Source organism: Aeromonas sp. ASNIH1 (assembly GCF_002934285.1).
GTDB lineage: Bacteria > Pseudomonadota > Gammaproteobacteria > Enterobacterales > Aeromonadaceae > Aeromonas > Aeromonas caviae.
The window spans coordinates 303,431-318,807 of the sequence record NZ_CP026228.1 but is presented as its reverse complement, the minus strand read 5'-3'; the positions used below and the strand labels follow the sequence as shown (position 1 = coordinate 318,807).

Annotated in this window: 12 protein-coding genes and 1 pseudogene; 7 read left to right on the top strand and 6 right to left on the bottom strand. The window is 62.6% G+C overall.

Going from position 1 to position 15,377, the window contains the following annotated elements; all coding sequences use genetic code 11:
- Window positions 1-129 precede the first annotated feature (129 nt).
- The 4 genes from C2U37_RS01470 to C2U37_RS01455 are packed head-to-tail and all read right to left on the bottom strand — an operon-like array spanning window position 130 to window position 3,325.
- On the bottom strand, window positions 130-1,296 hold the full coding sequence (locus tag C2U37_RS01470; RefSeq protein ID WP_102948806.1) for a hypothetical protein: 1,167 nt from the start codon (window positions 1,294-1,296) through the stop codon (window positions 130-132).
- Window positions 1,296-1,667, bottom strand: a complete 372-nt coding sequence (locus C2U37_RS01465; protein WP_010673439.1) for a GtrA family protein — start codon at window positions 1,665-1,667, stop codon at window positions 1,296-1,298. Before C2U37_RS01465 ends, C2U37_RS01470 begins: the two co-directional genes overlap by 1 nt.
- The gene (locus tag C2U37_RS01460) at window positions 1,664-2,722 is read right to left on the bottom strand and encodes a glycosyltransferase family 2 protein (protein ID WP_102948805.1); all 1,059 of its coding nucleotides are present in this window, start codon (window positions 2,720-2,722) and stop codon (window positions 1,664-1,666) included. Before C2U37_RS01460 ends, C2U37_RS01465 begins: the two co-directional genes overlap by 4 nt.
- Window positions 2,723-2,779: 57 nt before the next feature.
- Window positions 2,780-3,325: a hypothetical protein gene (locus C2U37_RS01455; RefSeq protein ID WP_041213381.1), complete on the bottom strand. Its 546-nt coding sequence runs from the start codon at window positions 3,323-3,325 to the stop codon at window positions 2,780-2,782.
- 309 nt (window positions 3,326-3,634) lie between these two features.
- Between C2U37_RS01455 and C2U37_RS01450 the strand changes: the two genes are divergently transcribed.
- The 4 genes from C2U37_RS01450 (at window position 3,635) to C2U37_RS01435 (ending at window position 7,024) form a co-directional block, all read left to right on the top strand.
- The gene (locus C2U37_RS01450) at window positions 3,635-4,402 is read left to right on the top strand and encodes a substrate-binding periplasmic protein (RefSeq protein ID WP_069651724.1); all 768 of its coding nucleotides are present in this window, start codon (window positions 3,635-3,637) and stop codon (window positions 4,400-4,402) included.
- A gap of 91 nt (window positions 4,403-4,493) precedes the next feature.
- The gene (locus tag C2U37_RS01445; protein WP_102948803.1) at window positions 4,494-5,975 is read left to right on the top strand and encodes a L,D-transpeptidase family protein; all 1,482 of its coding nucleotides are present in this window, start codon (window positions 4,494-4,496) and stop codon (window positions 5,973-5,975) included.
- Window positions 5,976-6,123: 148 nt separating this feature from the next.
- A complete protein-coding gene (locus C2U37_RS01440) occupies window positions 6,124-6,669 on the top strand; it encodes a DUF882 domain-containing protein (protein ID WP_052814334.1) in 546 nt (181 codons plus the stop codon).
- A 103-nt stretch (window positions 6,670-6,772) separates the two neighbouring features.
- Window positions 6,773-7,024 (top strand): hypothetical protein, encoded by a 252-nt coding sequence (locus C2U37_RS01435; RefSeq protein ID WP_010673445.1) that lies wholly within the window; start codon window positions 6,773-6,775, stop codon window positions 7,022-7,024.
- 94 nt (window positions 7,025-7,118) lie between these two features.
- Here the strand turns inward: C2U37_RS01435 and C2U37_RS01430 are convergent, their stop codons facing one another.
- Window positions 7,119-7,733: a trimeric intracellular cation channel family protein gene (locus C2U37_RS01430; protein WP_010673446.1), complete on the bottom strand. Its 615-nt coding sequence runs from the start codon at window positions 7,731-7,733 to the stop codon at window positions 7,119-7,121.
- A 134-nt stretch (window positions 7,734-7,867) separates the two neighbouring features.
- Window positions 7,868-8,632: a sulfate transporter CysZ gene (gene cysZ, locus C2U37_RS01425; protein WP_010673447.1), complete on the bottom strand. Its 765-nt coding sequence runs from the start codon at window positions 8,630-8,632 to the stop codon at window positions 7,868-7,870.
- 110 nt (window positions 8,633-8,742) lie between these two features.
- On the opposite strand from cysZ, the pseudogene C2U37_RS01420 reads away from it, so the two are divergent.
- The 3 genes and pseudogenes from C2U37_RS01420 (at window position 8,743) to ligA (ending at window position 15,368) form a co-directional block, all read left to right on the top strand.
- A pseudogene (locus C2U37_RS01420) lies at window positions 8,743-12,116 on the top strand (AAA family ATPase).
- Window positions 12,117-12,131: 15 nt separating this feature from the next.
- Window positions 12,132-13,262, top strand: coding sequence for a cell division protein ZipA (gene zipA / locus C2U37_RS01415; protein ID WP_039039273.1), 1,131 nt, complete (start codon window positions 12,132-12,134; stop codon window positions 13,260-13,262).
- Window positions 13,263-13,361: 99 nt separating this feature from the next.
- A complete protein-coding gene (gene ligA / locus C2U37_RS01410) occupies window positions 13,362-15,368 on the top strand; it encodes an NAD-dependent DNA ligase LigA (protein ID WP_102948800.1) in 2,007 nt (668 codons plus the stop codon).
- The last annotated feature ends 9 nt before the right edge of the window (window positions 15,369-15,377 follow it).

Here is a 15,377-nt window from a genome sequence, read left to right as displayed (position 1 = left end):
CCGGTAAAATACCGATTTGTGACGTCAGTTCAAATGGTTACGTTTTCAAGAATGGAAAAGTGTGAACCGGGTGTCGCGGCCATGAAAAAAGCCGGTCAGTTGACCGGCTTGTAGGTATTCGGGGTGGCGTCACACGGTGAAGAACTTGAAGTTGACGAAGGCCACCGCGATGAAGGAGGCAACCATGCCGCTGATGCAGAGCACCGCAGGGCGGATGGTAGGCCAGCGATGGGCCAGCAGCACGATGGCCAGCAGGGTCGGGTAGAGGCCGAACATGTAGCGGGGCATGGCGTTGAGGCCGGTCATCAGGGGGATGGTGCAGCAGATGAACATCAGGGTCGCTTCGGCCCAGCGTTTCTGGCTGAACAGGTAGCCATTCAGGCACCAGCCGAAGATCACCATGATGGAGAGATAGGCCTTGCGCCCCCCCAGCTCGAAGCCGCTCAGCCACCAGTCCAGGGGGCTGTCCATATAGCGGCCCCAGGCCACCTGGATGTGCTTGAAGGCAAGGGCATCCCCGGTGAGGTGATAGAGATAGACCATGTAGGAGAAGAGGCCGAGGGGAATGAGCCAGAGGGTGAACACCACCTTGAAGGCCCGCTCGGTGAAGCGGAAGAACTCGCGCCAGCCGTAGGCCTGCAGAGCCAGGATCAGCACCGGGAACACCATCATCACCCCCAGGTTGCGGGTGGCGGAGATGAAGATGCCGAGGAAGGCGACCATGAGCCACTGTTCGCGGTAGGCGAACAGGAACATTCCCAGCATCAGCGCCATGAACATGGGCTCGGTATAGCCGGAGACGAAATAGGCGGAGAAGGGGGAGAAGGCCAGCAGCCAGACCCCGAAGCGGGCGGTGTCGTCCCCCAGCTTGAGCTGGCGCAGCACCAGCAGCATCAGGGGCAGGCTGATGAAGAAGGCGATGTTGGCCACCAGCATCAGGCCGATGAGGCTCTCCATGTCAAACAGGCTGGAGAGACCGCCGGCCAGCATGGGATAGAGGGGCATGAAGGCCCAGTTCGCCGCATTGCCCTTGCTCAACCAGCGTGGATAGAGGTCGTAACCATTCTCGATGATGCGCTGGAACCAGACGCAGTCGAACTGGCAGTAGGCTTGCAGCGGTCCGATGTCGGTGGCGCCATAGAGCTGGACGCCGAAATAGCCCATGCCATAGAGCGCCACCCGGCTCAGTACGAAGGCGGCGACGATCATCAGCCAGTCGCGGCCGCTGATGCGCAGTGACGGGCGATAGGGGAGTGCAGCCCCGGTTGACGGGGCGGTATTGGTCATATCATTCATCAGGCAAAAACCCAGATACGGGAGAGAACGTAGGTGAGCACGGTGACGGTCAGGGTGGCGATCACCACCGGCAACAGGCCGGAGAGACCGGCAAACAGCAAACCGCTCAGGATGAGATTACGCACCGCCAGCGAGAAGAGGGCAACCAGCAGGAACTTGCTGGCGGCACCCTGTTTCTGGAAGGTGATGTAGCGATGGCCGAAGAACGAGAACCAGAACGCCACGGCAAAGGCCAGGGTAGTGACCAGGTGCTCGGAGATGGCCGGCCAGGTATGAAACAGGGCGATGGAGGTACCCAGATCGACGAGGGTGGCCCCCCCGCCGACAAAACCGAAGCGAACCAGCCGCCAGAATTCCTCGCGGGAGATCATTGAGACGCCTGCTCCTGCTGATCATCAGCGGCTTTCGCGGCGGCCTTCTTGCCAGCGCCCTTCTTGCTGGCGGTGGGCACTTCCTGCTTCTGCTCTTCATCCTGCTTGGCGTACTGGCCGTAGACCCCTTCGATGAGGTAGACGGGGCGCTGTTTCACCTCCACGAACATGCGGCCGATGTACTCACCGATGATGCCCAGCGACAGCAGCTGGATGCCGCCGAGGAACAGCATGACCGACATCAGGGAGGCGTAACCGGGCACGTCGATGCCGAAGAAGAGCACCTGGGTGATGATCTTGAGGATATAGAGGAAGGCGATGAAGGAGACACCGACCCCGATGTAGCTCCACACCCGCAGCGGCCAGCTGGAGAAGCTCATCAGGCCGTCAAGGGCGAAGTTCCACAGCTTCCAGTAGTTGAACTTGGTTTCGCCTGCATGGCGGGCCGGGCGCTCGTAGGGAACGCCGACGGCGCGAAAACCGGCCCAGGCGAACAGCCCCTTCATGAAGCGGTTGCGCTCCGGCAACTGCTTGATGGCCTCGACCACCTTGCGATCGATGAGGCGGAAGTCACCGGCGTTCTCCGGCAGCTTGGTGCTGGTGGAGAGGGCGTTGAAGAAACGGTAGAAGCCACCGGCGGTCAGGCGTTTCATCGGGGTGTCGGCGCTGCGATCCACCCGGATGCCGTAGACGGTGTCATAGTCACCGGTCTGCCACAGCTTGACGAACTCCAGAATGAGAGAGGGGGGATCCTGCAGGTCCACGTCCATGGGGACGATGGCGTCGCCCTTGGCCTGGTGCAGGCCAGCGGTCATGGCCGCTTCCTTGCCGAAGTTGCGGGCCAGGTTGACCAGGGTCACACGGGGATCCCGGGCGATGGCCTGCTCGACCACCTCACGGGTGCGGTCACGGCTGCCATCGTTGACGAACACGATTTCAAGCTGGTCTTTGAGCGGGGCCAGTTCGGTATCTATCGCGCTGATGAAGGCGTCTATGCTCTCTTCCTCGTTGTAAACGGGAACGACCAGAGAGAGTCGAAAATCGGCACGGGACATGGGAACTTCCTTATTGAAAGAATTATTTTACGGAACAGATGCTTGGGGCATTCCGCTTCACTGAGCCACGGTCAGCCGCACGGACTGGACGTTGAGCGGTGTCGGAGCGGAGAGCGCCAGGAAGTTGGGACGCTTGGGATCGGCGGTCAGGGAGTCGCCCGGCAGGCTGAGACGGATCTCGTTGATGCCCGCCTTGGCCAGCTTGACCGTGGTGGTGAAATCATGACCCAGCGCCACCTTGAGCAGGGTGCCAGCCTGGGGGCTGTTGATCCTGGCCTGGATGGTGAGCTGCTCCGGCTGGGCCTGCTGCTTGGGCAGCACGAAATAGAGACCGCCCTGACCGCTCAGCTCGGTGCCTTGCTCGCTGGGCTTCTTGGCCCAGCCTTCGCTTGAGAGGAAGCGGCTCGGCTTGGTCAGGTTGAGTTCGTTGCCGGGCTGGTAGGTCATGCTGGAGTTGTGCTCCCAGAAACGGGTCTTGCCTTCCAGGTAATAGAGCTTGTAAGCCAGGCTCACGTTGGGGTGAGCGGCCAGATAGAGGGTATAAAGGTAGAAACCGCTCAGTGCCAGGATGGCAGCCAGAAAACCGAACTTTTTGTAGGTCATATTACTCACTCGACGCCCGACAGATTGATAGGCAGATTTCGCGCATATGCTAATCCAATTGCAAAAAAAGCATAGTGGATCACAAAAATATATTTGCTCACATATTAACCCTCAATCACCCTGCTTACCAAGGGGCTTTGGGGTCGTTTGCTTCCTCTTCTTGATTGTGGCTTTTTCGGCGCCAACCTGTCTGCCGCCACCTGGGGCGCATCAGGCAAACGGCTGATATTGTGCTTTGTTGTGGCAGGATCTGTCGCCATTTCACCCGGGCAGAATTAAGATGGCTTGTCCCGTCGTCAAGGATGACCCATGAGACTCTTCTCTCTGTGTGTGCTCTGCTGTCTGCCCCTCCAACCGTTGTGGGCGCAATCGTTCTGCTCCTCCCCCCTTCGCGTCGGTTTCGATGACTGGCCCCCATACCACTATTACCAGCAAGAGGGAGCACGTCGGGAACTGCGTGGATTTGCGGTCGACTACCTCAATGCCGTGTCGAATCGGCTGGGTTGTCGTCTGGTCTATGTGGAGCGTCCCTGGAAGCGGGGGTTGCACGATCTTGAGCGGGGTCGGCTGGACATCGTGATGGAGGCGTATTTTGCTGATGAGAGGGCGCGTTATGCCTGGTTCTCCATCCCTTACAACCCGGGCCGGACATCGCTCTGGGTACGCAAATCCGGTACCGGTGAGGAGTCGGATCTGGCGAGCTGGCTGGCCCACGGGCATCGCCTCGGTGTGACCAGGGACTACTATTACGGCCCGGAAATCACCAAGGTTCTGCAGCGATACCGCAACCAGGTGAGCGAGGTCAACGATGTGCAAAACTATCGCAAGCTGCTGCTTGGGCGGATAGACGGTTTTCTCGGGGATAGTCTGGCCACGCCCTGGGGTCTGAAAAGAGAGGGGCTGTCGGATGCGGTCGTCCCCCACACCATGGCGATCCATGAGACGCCCACCTTTTTCATGTTGAGCAAGAAGACCCTGTCCGGGGAATTCGTAGCGCGGTTCAACGAGGCGATAGTGGCCGTCGGTGACAGCGGTGAGCAGGAACTCATCTGGCGTCGTTACACCTCCGTCCGCTAGCAAAGTCGCCAGCATTCACGCATCATGGGGACCTGACCGTCGCGCCTGACAGGCCGAAATGAACCGATTTGAGGCAAGCGTGGTAAGAAGCATGGGTAAGAAGTATTGGTTGGCATTGGCGAATCTCATCTGGCTGGGCTGCTGGCCGGCCAGCATGGTTCATGCCAGCACGGAACAGGCGGTAGTGGCCAGTCCCAGTATTCAGCATGACTGGTATCAGAACGAGGTGGCCGAGCAGGCTCGTCATGAGCTTGAACAGCAGTTGCAGGAAGCGGTGCTGGCCCAGCTGCATCCGGATTTCTACCGCCTCTGGCAGCAGTTGCAAAAGACCCCGGCGGATCGGCGCGGTGCCCTCTACGATGAGGCCTTTGGCAAGCTGGCCCGGTTCCAGCAGGCCTGGCGAGGGATGGATCTGGTCGCGCGCGAACAGATGCAGACCCTCAAGCTGGATCTGAACCGCCCCCTGGCCCATGCCCCCCAGGGAGACAATCTGCTGGAGCAGGTCAAGCAACTCAGGCCACAAGTGGCGGAATACGACGCCGTGCGCGAAGAAGTGCGCAAGCTGCTGGCCATGCCCATGGCCAAGCACTGGCCCACTCTCTCCATGCCGACCCTGCGGGCCGGGGAGAGCTCGACCGAGCTCGGCCAGATCCGCTCCATCCTGAACGAACTGGGGGACAGTGCCCCGACTCACCAGGACAGCCTCTACGATCCCGAGACCGAACAGGCCATCAAGCAGTTCCAGCGCCGCCACGGCCTGACCGCCGACGGCATCATCGGCCGTCAGACCCGCAGCTGGCTCAATACCGGCCCCGAGGTGCGCGCCAGCCTGCTGGTTCGCAACCTGTGGCGCCGTGATCTGGTGGATCACCTTGCCGGTCGCTATGTGCTGGTCAACATTCCGGACTACCGCCTGAGCGTGGTGGAGTCGGGCAGCGAGGTCTTCACTAGTCGGGTCATCGTCGGCAAGGAGCAGCGGGCAACCCCCATCCTCGCCAGCGAGATCCGCTCCATCGTGCTGAACCCGGCCTGGCACGTGCCGCGCTCCATCCTGAGCAAGGACATTCTGCCCAAGCTCGGGCGCGATCCTGCCTACCTGGATCGCGAACAGTTCGAGGTGATCGACGGCGAGGGCAATCCGGTGCAGTTCAGCGAAGATGGCTGGCACCATGCGCTGGCCTCCGGTTTCCCTTACCGGTTGCGGCAAAAGCCGGGGGATCACAATGCCCTGGGTCGCTACAAGTTCTATCTGCCTAACAACGATGCCATCTATCTCCACTCCACCCCGCGCAAGGCGCTGTTCGAGCAGGGGGCCCGTGCCTTCAGCTCGGGTTGCATCCGGGTGGAACACGCCGACGATCTGGCAGAGCTGCTGCTGGCGGACTCCCGCTATCAGCCGGACAAGGTAGCCAGCATCCTGAAAGAGACCCAGACCAAGTGGTTGCCCCTGAGCAACCCTATCCCGGTGTTTACCGTCTACTGGAGCAGCTGGATTGATGAAGAGGGACGTCAGCAACTGCGCAACGATATCTACGGATTCGACAGAGTCAGCTATCAAAGCCGCTTGCTGTGATCCTCGCCACAGAGTGACAAGCCCGGCCCGTGCCGGGCTTTTTCATGGGTGAATGGGGTTTGACAGCGCTTTTTCTGGCAGGTAGTTTCGGCCCTTGTATCAAATTCATTCACCTGTGTGACTTCACCATGAGATGGACGGACAACGGATGCTGGGACAAGAGATAAGCCGACGCCGTCTGCTGCTGGGGGCGGGTTGCCTGATGGGGACCAGCCTGCTGTCGTTCCCTGCGCTGGCGAGCCGCAGCACTTCGGGACGGGAACTGAGTTTCTTCAACCTCAATACCGGCGAGCGGGTACGCGCCAGTTATTGGGAAGATGGCCACTATCTGAGTGACGGGTTGGCGGAGCTCAACCATATTTTCCGTGACTACCGTCGCAACGAAGTGTTCAACATCGACAGAAAGCTGTTCGATCAGCTCTTTCTGCTGCAACACAAGCTGGGGCGCCACGGCGAAATCCAGCTCATCTCGGGTTATCGCTCCCCGACCACCAATCAGCAGAAGCGGCGCAAGAGTCGCGGTGTTGCCAAGCACAGCTACCACACCCTGGGGCAGGCGGTTGACGTGCGCATCCCCGGCGTGCAGCTGGCGCACCTGCGCAAGGCCGCCCTGAACCTCAAGGTGGGCGGTGTGGGTTATTACCCTTCCGACAACTTCGTGCACCTGGACACAGGCCCCGTTCGTAGCTGGTGAGTCGGGATTTCCTCAAGGGTTGAGTGCCGATTGTGTCTTTTTGCCGCTGGCATTGAGGGGGACCAAGCTGCTAGGCTCTGGACTCCAGCCAGAGGAGAGAAAGATGAAGCAGATTGTGATCGGGGGGCTCATCGCCCTGTTGTTGACTGGTTGCGGCAAGCTCAACCGCGAGAGCTACGACAAGCTGAAAGTCGGGATGAGCTATGCCGAAGCGAGCGCCATCCTCGGCAAGGCCGAGCGTTGCGACGATGCTCTCGGCACCACGAGCTGTGTCTGGGGAGGGGAAGGCAAGAATATCAAGGTGCGTTTCATCGCCGACAAGGCGACCTTCTTCAGCTCGGAAGGGATCAACTGACCCTTTCCTCTCTTGCCGATGCCCAACAAAAAAGCGCCGTATGGCGCTTTTTTGTTGCTCGTTATCCGTGCGATATGGCCAGGAACTGGCGTGTTCAATGGGTGGCGTACTGATAGTTGAAGGTGGGCAGTCCCCACTTGAAGCGTACCGCCAGGAGGCGCAGCACGAAGCCGATGCCGATGGCACCGAAAGCGGCCCAGTCGTTGGGCAGCCCATGGTGCAGCGCAAAGCAGTAGAGTGCGGCGGTGATCAGCGAGACGGCGGCATAGAGCTCGCGCTTGAACACCAGCGGGATGCGCTGGCACAGCAAGTCCCGCAGCACCCCCCCGAACACGCCGGTCACCACGGCCATGATGCAGGCGATGCCGGCCCCGTGGCCCATCTCGAGCGCCCGGGCAGCCCCGAAGATGGAGAAGACCACGAGCCCCAGGGCATCGAGCGCCAGGAACAGCTTGCCAAGGTAGCGCATCAGCGGGGCCGAGATGACCCCGGCCATGGCGGCGCCCGCCACCAGCAGCACGTATTCGGGGTGCTCGACCCAGAGCAGGGGATAGTGGCCCAGCAGCACATCCCGAATGGTACCGCCACCGATGGCCGTCGCCGAGGCGATGATCACGACGCCAAACAGATCCATCCGTCGCCGACCCGCTGCCAGCGCGCCAGTCATCCCTTCGGCCACCAGGCCGAGCAAGAAGAGTGCATGTAACATGAGATATCCCAGGGTGCGAGAAAGCCCTGCATCCTAACAACCCTGCGCTGGGGCGACAAGCTATCTTGGTTATGCATTAGATTAAGTAATGAAAAGGGGGCTTTCGCCCCCTCTTTTGATCATGATGACGCGGTTCAGCGTCCAAGTTGCTCGCTGCGGTATTGGTCCACCCACATGGCGGTGGCGCCACAGATGGCCACCGGCATCACGAAGAGATTCACCACCGGGATGGCGGAGAAAAGGGTCACCAGGGCGCCGAAGCTCAGGCACTTTCCACGACGTTGCTTGAGGGCGTCGCGCATGGTGATGAAGCCGATCTTGTGGTTGTCGAACGGATAATCGACATACTGGATCGCCATCATCCAGGCGCTGAGCAGGAACCAGAGCACGGGTGCCAGGGTCTGGCCCACTACCGGGATCAGGAAGAGGATCAGGCAGCCGATGGCCTTGGGCAGATAGTATTTCAGCTTGGTCCATTCGCGGCCGAAGGTACGGGGTACATCTTTCACCACATCCAGCATGCCGGTGTCATTCATGGCTTCACCGGTGAGGATCTGTTCCACCTTCTCTGCCAGCAGGCCGTTGAAAGGGGCCGCTATCCAGTTGGCCACCGAGCTGAAGATGAAGGAGAAGACCACCAGTATGGTGATGAGGGCGATGGGCCAGAGCAGGTAATCAAGCCAGGAGAGCCAGCTCGGGATCTGCTGGTGCAGCCAGGCGAACAGGCCGTCCAGTTGTAGCAACAGGGCGTAGAAGGCACCGGCAAAGAGCACGAAGTTGACCAGCAGGGGGATCAGCACGAAGGTGCGGATGCCAGGCTGGCGGATGAGCGAGAAGCCGCGCAGGAAGTAGTCTGCACCGCTGACCGAATCTTTGACCATGTGGGGTGATTGGCTCATGTGAGCTCCATCAGTGAATGGGGAAAGTGCCAGCATATTACAAACAAGCCTTTGATTTGGTAAAGTCGCCTGCCCGCCTCCTCTTTATTTCGTTACCCACATAGGCCGCCATGCGTCTGAAATTGATCAAACTCGCCGGTTTCAAGTCGTTTGTCGAGCCGACCCGCATCGAACTCAACGCCGACATGACCGCCGTGGTGGGCCCCAACGGCTGCGGCAAATCCAACGTCATCGACGCCGTGCGCTGGGTGCTGGGGGAGAGCTCCGCCCGCCATCTGCGCGGCGAGAACATGACCGACGTCATCTTCAACGGTTCCATCAACCGCAGCGCCCACGGCCGCGCCTCGGTGGAACTGGTGTTCGACAATCCCCACAACCGGGTACCCGGCGAGTTCGGCCGTTTTACCGAGATCTCGGTGCGCCGCGAAGTGCTGCGCGACGGATCCAATCACTACCAGATCAACGGCCAGAAGTGCCGCCGCAAGGACGTGACCGACCTCTTCCTCGGCACCGGCCTTGGGCCTCGCAGTTACGCCATCATCGAACAGGGCACCGTCAGCCGGCTGGTGGAGTCCCGCCCCGCCGATCTCAAGCTGTTCATGGAAGAGGCCGCCGGGGTCTCCCGCTACAAGGAGCGGCGCCGGGAGACCGAGCAGCGCATCCGCCATACCCAGGAGAACCTGGAACGCCTTGGCGATATCCGTGGCGAACTGGGCTCACGCCTCGAGCATCTCAAGGCCCAGGCCGAGACCGCCGAGCGCTACAAGCAGCTCAAGAGCCGCAGTCGCGCGGCCCGCAGCGAACTGATCGGCTCGGAACTGTGGGCGCTGGAGACGCGTCTTGGCGAAGCCAAGACCGAACTGGCCCAGACCGAGCAGGCGCTGGCGGCCCTCGATGCCAAGCGCACTGCAGACGAAGGACGCCACGTCACCCTGTCGGTGGCCCGCCAGGAGGCGCAGGCCGAGCAGGCCAGCCGCCAGCAGCAGATTTTTCTCGGCGGGCAGGCCATCGCCCGCCTCGAGCAGCAGCAATTGCACCAGAACGAACTCGGTCGTGACTGGCAGGCGAGGCGGCAGGCCCTCGGCGAGCGTATCGACGGCCTCAAGGCCCAGCTGGCCGGCCAGCTGGAGCAACTGGGCGACAGCACGTTGCAGGGGGAGGTAGCGTCGGCGCGCCTCGAGCAGTGTGAGCAGTTGCTTACCGACCAGCAGAGCGTGCGTGCAGCAGCGGGCGATCGACTCGAGCAGGCGCGCCAGCGCCAGCAGCAGTGGCAGCAGCAGTTGGGTCAGTTGCAGGGGCGGCTCAACCAGACCCGCGCCGAGGTGAACGGTCTGCAGGAGCTGCAGGCCAAGACCCGGCTGGCCCGTCTCAAGCTGGAAGACGAACAGGCCGGCCCCCTCGGCGGCGAAGGGGAGAACCTGCAACCGGCCCTCGATGCCCTGGCGGCGGAACTCTCGCTCTCCCGCGCCCGCCATGAGGAAGCCGATGCGGCGTGGCAGGCCGGTGTGTCGCGCCATCAAGCACTCAAGGCAGAGCAGGGTCGCCAGCAGGGCCTGCTGCGCGAGCTGGAGGCGCGCCTCGCCACCCTGGATCAGATCCTGGGGGAGCAGATGGCGGGCGCGACCCTGGCGGATCGGTTGCAGGTTCCCCCCGAGTGGGCCCGGGGGCTGGACAAGGTGCTCGGCCGCTGGCTCACCGCAATCCCGGCGGACGAGTGCAACCTGGCGCAACCTGGACTCTGGATTGGCCCGGCCCAGCCAGCCAGGGCCGGTACCCTGGCGGCGCAACTGGGGGGCGAGCACATTCCGGCTTTCCTCAACGCCATCTGGCTGGTAGAGAGCAGGGAGGAGGCGCTGTCCCGCCTGCACAGCCTCTCTGCCGGTGAGTCGCTGCTCACTCCCGCCGGCGACTGGTTCGGCCCCAACTGGGCGGATCTGGGGGAGGGCATGGCCCTCGGTACGCTGGCGCTGCTCGGTGAGCGTGAACGGCTGCACACCGAGCTGGCCGCGGGCCGGGAGGCGCTGCACAGACTCGACGAGCAGCTTGCCGCCGCCGATGCAGCGCGGGCCCAGCAGCATGGAGCGCATGAGCTGGCTCAGCGCACCCTGCGCGAGCAGGAGCAGCAGTGGCAGCAACTGCGCGAAGCCTGGAGTCTGCGCGAGGGGCAGCGCCAGGAGCGCTTGCAGCGCCTGGGCCAGCTGGGGGAAGAGCTGGCCCGGCTCGACAAGGAGCAGGCTGAGGAGGCGCAGCGACTGGCGTCGGCCGGGGAGCGGCTTGAGCAGGATGAAGCGGCCCTTGGCGAGCTGCAGGAGCAGGGGGAGGTACTCGCCGAGGCGCTGCTGCTCGCCCAGGAGCAGGTGAGCGGGGCGGAGCGGGCGCTGGAAGAGGTGCGCCTTCGCCGGGAGCAGCAGCAGGCGGCCTGCCAGCGGTTGCAACTGGAGCAGCAGAACCAGCGCCAGCTCATCACGCTGCGCGAGCAGGAGCTGGCCCGTCTCGGCCTGGAGCTGGCGGAACTCAAGGAGCCAGGGGCCGCTCCGAGTCAGGATCTGTCGCCCCTGCTGGTCGAACAGCGCAATCTTGAGGCGCAGCAACTGGCCTGTCACCAGCGGCTCGCGGAGCTGGAGCGTCAGCTGACCGAGCTGGAGCAGGCCAGAAGCGCCGATCACAAGCAGCTGGTGAAAATTCAAGAGAAGCTGGCGACTCTGCGGCTCGAGCGCGAGCGCAACCTGACGCGCAGGCAGGGACTGCACGAGCAGTTCGAAGAGCTGGGCGTGCGCCTGGTGGACCTCGATCAGGCGGTGCTGATTGCCGCTGATCGCGGCAAGCTGCGCCAGGAGATCCAGACGCTGGAGGCGCAGGTGGAGGCGCTTGGCGCCATCAACCTGGCGGCACTGGAAGAGTATGAGGAGGCGAAAACCCGTTCAAGCTACCTGGAAAATCAGTGCCAGGATCTGGAGCAGGCCCTCGATACCTTGAGCCAAGCCATTAAAAGAATTGATAAAGAAACACAAATACGCTTCCGCGACACTTTCGATAAGGTCAATGAAGATTTAAAATCCCTGTTCCCAAAAGTGTTCGGGGGGGCAGTGCCTGGCTTGAGCTGACCTCGGATGATCTTTTGGAGGCCGGAGTGAGCATCATGGCAAGACCTCCGGGCAAGAAGAATGCTACCATTGCCCTGCTTTCCGGGGGGGAGAAGGCGCTAACCGCCCTTGCGCTGGTTTTCGCCATCTTCAGACTCAATCCAGCACCATTTTGTCTGCTGGATGAGGTGGATGCACCGCTCGATGAAGTGAACGTCGGTCGCTTCTGTTCTCTTGTCAAAGAGATGTCGAGCACAGTACAGTTCGTTTACATCAGTCATAATAAGGTCTCCATGGAGATGGCCGAGCAGCTGGTTGGCGTCACGATGCAAGAGCCCGGGGTTTCGCGCATAGTGTCGGTCGATATCGGTGAAGCCGTCGCTTTGGCTGAGCAAAACTAGAAAGAGAAGCAGCTAATGCAGGAATTGCGTTACATCTTGGTTGCCCTGGGCGGTATTGCCATCGCGGCATTGCTCATTCACGGGTTGTGGAGCAACAGAAAGAATCGTCAGGCACCGATCAAGGAGAAACCCCTGGGTCGGATGGAGTCCAAGTCCCGTGAGCGTGACAACGACGCCTTCGACAGCGATGGCATCGGTCAGGTGCGTGTGGTGAGCGGTGGCCGTCGTGCCGAGCCCAAACTGCGCAGCGACGAGGCCCGTCAGCCCGAACCCCGCCGTGTCGCCCCCGTTCCCGCCTTCGATGATGAAGATGACGACGCCGATCTGCCGCCTCCCGTGGTGCGCAAGCCTGCCGCTCGCCCTGTCCCCCCTCAGCCTGTGTATGAGGAAGAAGAGGACTATGACGAGCCGGTTGCCGCCCCTGTTGAAGAGGCCCCTGCCGCGCCGGTGCGCAAACCTGCACAGGTGATCCGCCGTACGCCGGTACACCGTTCCCGTCCGCAGCGCGAGCCCATGATGCAGCCGCTGGACGAAGAGCCGCTGGTGGAGCCGGCCTATGCCCAGGCGCCGACCTTCGGTGCACGCGAGCCGGCACCGGTTGCCCAGCAGGCTCCCCGCTACGCCCAGCCGGCTTATGAAGAGCCCGCTTACGATGACGAGCCAGCCTATGAAGAGCCGGTTCACGCAGCCGAGCCAGAACCCGCCCCGGCCCCGGTTGAGAAGATCTGGCAGGATGTCTATGTCATCAACCTGATGGCCCGTCCCGGCCACGATCTGCAAGGTGCGACCCTGCTCTCTTCCCTGCTGGCGTTGGGCTTCAAGTTTGGCGAGATGGACATCTTCCACCGTCACGAAGATCTGGGCGGCAAGGGTGAAGTGCTCTTCTCCATGATCAACATGGTCAAGCCGGGTACCTTCAACCCCTATCGCATGGAGCAGTTCAGCACCCCGGGTGTGTCCCTCTTCATGCAACTGCCCCTTCGCAGCAATGCCGCCTTCGCCTTCGAGCACATGTTGCAGGCCGCGGATCAGCTGGCGAGCGATCTCGATGCCATGCTGACCGACGCCTCGCGCAGTCCCCTCAGCGACGACGACATCGCCCGCTACCGTCACGAGCTGGCGGCCTACGAGGCCAGCCGCGACTGATGAGCCATGGGGCTTGAACAATGAAAAGTGCGGTACCCCGGTGCCGCATTTTTGTTTCTGCCCCAGACTGAATGTTCCATCACACTTCGAGACTTTTTCATGAGCGATATCCTCTCCCGCCACCGTCAACTGTGTGAGCTGCTGACCGAGTACGGCCATCAGTACTATGTGCTGGACAACCCCACGGTGCCGGACGCCGAATACGATCGCCTGATGCGCGAGCTGATCGCGCTGGAGGCCGAGCATCCCGAGCTCAAAACCCCGGCCTCGCCGAGCGTGCGGGTGGGGGGCCAGCCGCTGACCGCCTTCAAGCAGGTACGCCACGAGATCCCCATGCTGAGTCTGGACAACGTCTTCAGCAGCGAGGAGTTGCAGGCGTTCGAGCAACGCATGGGTGATCGCCTCAAGCGGGAGGTGACTTTCACCTTCTGTTGCGAGCCCAAGCTCGACGGTCTGGCGGTGAGCCTGCTCTACGTGGATGGCCAGCTGGTACAGGCCGCCACTCGCGGGGACGGCACCACGGGGGAGGAGATCACCGAGAACGTGCGCACCATCAAGGCCATTCCCCTGACTCTGCGCGGCCAGGGGTGGCCGGCGCGGCTGGAGGTGCGTGGGGAGGTCTTCATGCCCAAGGCGGGGTTCGAGGCGATGAACCGCGATGCGCTGGCGGCGGGGGAGAAGGTGTTCGTCAACCCGCGCAACGCCGCTGCCGGCAGCCTGCGCCAGCTCGATTCACGCATCACCGCCAGCCGCCCCCTCAGCTTCTATGCCTACGGCGTGGGAGTCGGTGGCGACGAGCTGGGGGATTCCCACTTCGGTCGCCTCAATCAGCTCAAGGCCTGGGGTCTGCCGCTCAGCCCGGAAGTGAAGCTCAAAGAGGGTGCCGCCGGCTGCCAGGCGTTTCACGATGATATCCTGGCGCGTCGCGGGGATCTCCCCTACGAGATCGACGGCGTGGTCTACAAGGTGGACGACATTGCCCTGCAAGGGGAGCTCGGCTTCGTGGCCCGCGCCCCGCGCTGGGCCACCGCCCACAAGTTCCCGGCGGAGGAGGAGATGACCCTGCTCGAGAACGTCGAGTTCCAGGTCGGCCGCACCGGCGCCGTGACCCCGGTCGCCAAGCTCAAACCCGTGTTCGTCGGCGGCGTCACCGTCTCCAACGCCACCTTGCACAATGCGGACGAGATCGCGCGCCTCGGCGTCATGGTCGGCGACACCGTGATCGTGCGCCGGGCTGGGGACGTGATCCCGCAGATCGTGGCCGTGGTGGAGGCCCAGCGCCCGGCGGATGCCCGGGAAATCCTGTTCCCGACCCAGTGCCCGGTGTGTGGCTCCGCGGTGGAGCGGCTGGAAGGGGAGGCGGTGGCCCGCTGCTCCGGCGGCCTGTTCTGCGAGGCGCAGCGCAAGGAGGCGATCAAGCACTTCGCCGCCCGCCGCGCCATGGACGTGGACGGTCTCGGCGACAAGATCGTCGAGCAGCTGGTGGACAAGGGGCTGGTGAAGACCCCGGCGGATCTGTTCAGCCTCAACGCCATCCAGCTGGCCGGCCTCGAGCGGATGGGGCAAAAGTCGGCCCTCAACCTGGTGGCGGCCATCGATGCGGCCCGCAGCACCACGCTGCCACGCTTCCTGTTTGCCCTCGGCATCCGCGAGGTGGGGGAGGCGACGGCGCTGAACCTGGCCAACCACTTCCTCACCCTGGATGCATTGCGCGCTGCGTCCGTGGAGCAGCTGCTGGCAGTGGCGGACGTAGGCGAGGTGGTGGCCAAGCACGTCTACTACTTCCTGCGTCAGCCCCACAACGTGGAGGTGCTGGAGGCCCTGCTGGCCGCCGGCATCCACTGGCCGGCCATCGAGAAGAAAGAAGCCGCAGAGCAGCCGTTTGCCGGCAAGACCTTCGTGCTGACCGGCACCCTCACCCAGCTCTCGCGCAATGACGCCAAGGCGGCGCTGCAGGCGCTCGGTGCCAAGGTAGCGGGATCGGTGTCGGCCAAGACGGATGTGCTGGTGGCCGGTGAGGCGGCGGGCTCCAAGCTCGCCAAGGCCCAGGAGCTCGGCATCACCATCTGGACCGAAGAGGAGCTGCAGCAGGCGCTGCAAGGCTGAGGCGCTCTC

What these genes read in the sequence shown, in the direction of transcription:
- C2U37_RS01470 (WP_102948806.1), bottom strand. Translation starts at nt 1,296, where the DNA reads ATGAATGATATGACCAATACCGCCCCGTCAACCGGGGCTGCACTCCCC.
- C2U37_RS01465 (WP_010673439.1), bottom strand. Translation starts at nt 1,667, where the DNA reads ATGATCTCCCGCGAGGAATTCTGGCGGCTGGTTCGCTTCGGTTTTGTC.
- C2U37_RS01460 (WP_102948805.1), bottom strand. Translation starts at nt 2,722, where the DNA reads ATGTCCCGTGCCGATTTTCGACTCTCTCTGGTCGTTCCCGTTTACAAC.
- C2U37_RS01455 (WP_041213381.1), bottom strand. Translation starts at nt 3,325, where the DNA reads ATGACCTACAAAAAGTTCGGTTTTCTGGCTGCCATCCTGGCACTGAGC.
- C2U37_RS01450 (WP_069651724.1), top strand. Translation starts at nt 3,635, where the DNA reads ATGAGACTCTTCTCTCTGTGTGTGCTCTGCTGTCTGCCCCTCCAACCG.
- C2U37_RS01445 (WP_102948803.1), top strand. Translation starts at nt 4,494, where the DNA reads ATGGGTAAGAAGTATTGGTTGGCATTGGCGAATCTCATCTGGCTGGGC.
- C2U37_RS01440 (WP_052814334.1), top strand. Translation starts at nt 6,124, where the DNA reads ATGCTGGGACAAGAGATAAGCCGACGCCGTCTGCTGCTGGGGGCGGGT.
- C2U37_RS01435 (WP_010673445.1), top strand. Translation starts at nt 6,773, where the DNA reads ATGAAGCAGATTGTGATCGGGGGGCTCATCGCCCTGTTGTTGACTGGT.
- C2U37_RS01430 (WP_010673446.1), bottom strand. Translation starts at nt 7,733, where the DNA reads ATGTTACATGCACTCTTCTTGCTCGGCCTGGTGGCCGAAGGGATGACT.
- cysZ (WP_010673447.1), bottom strand. Translation starts at nt 8,632, where the DNA reads ATGAGCCAATCACCCCACATGGTCAAAGATTCGGTCAGCGGTGCAGAC.
- zipA (WP_039039273.1), top strand. Translation starts at nt 12,132, where the DNA reads ATGCAGGAATTGCGTTACATCTTGGTTGCCCTGGGCGGTATTGCCATC.
- ligA (WP_102948800.1), top strand. Translation starts at nt 13,362, where the DNA reads ATGAGCGATATCCTCTCCCGCCACCGTCAACTGTGTGAGCTGCTGACC.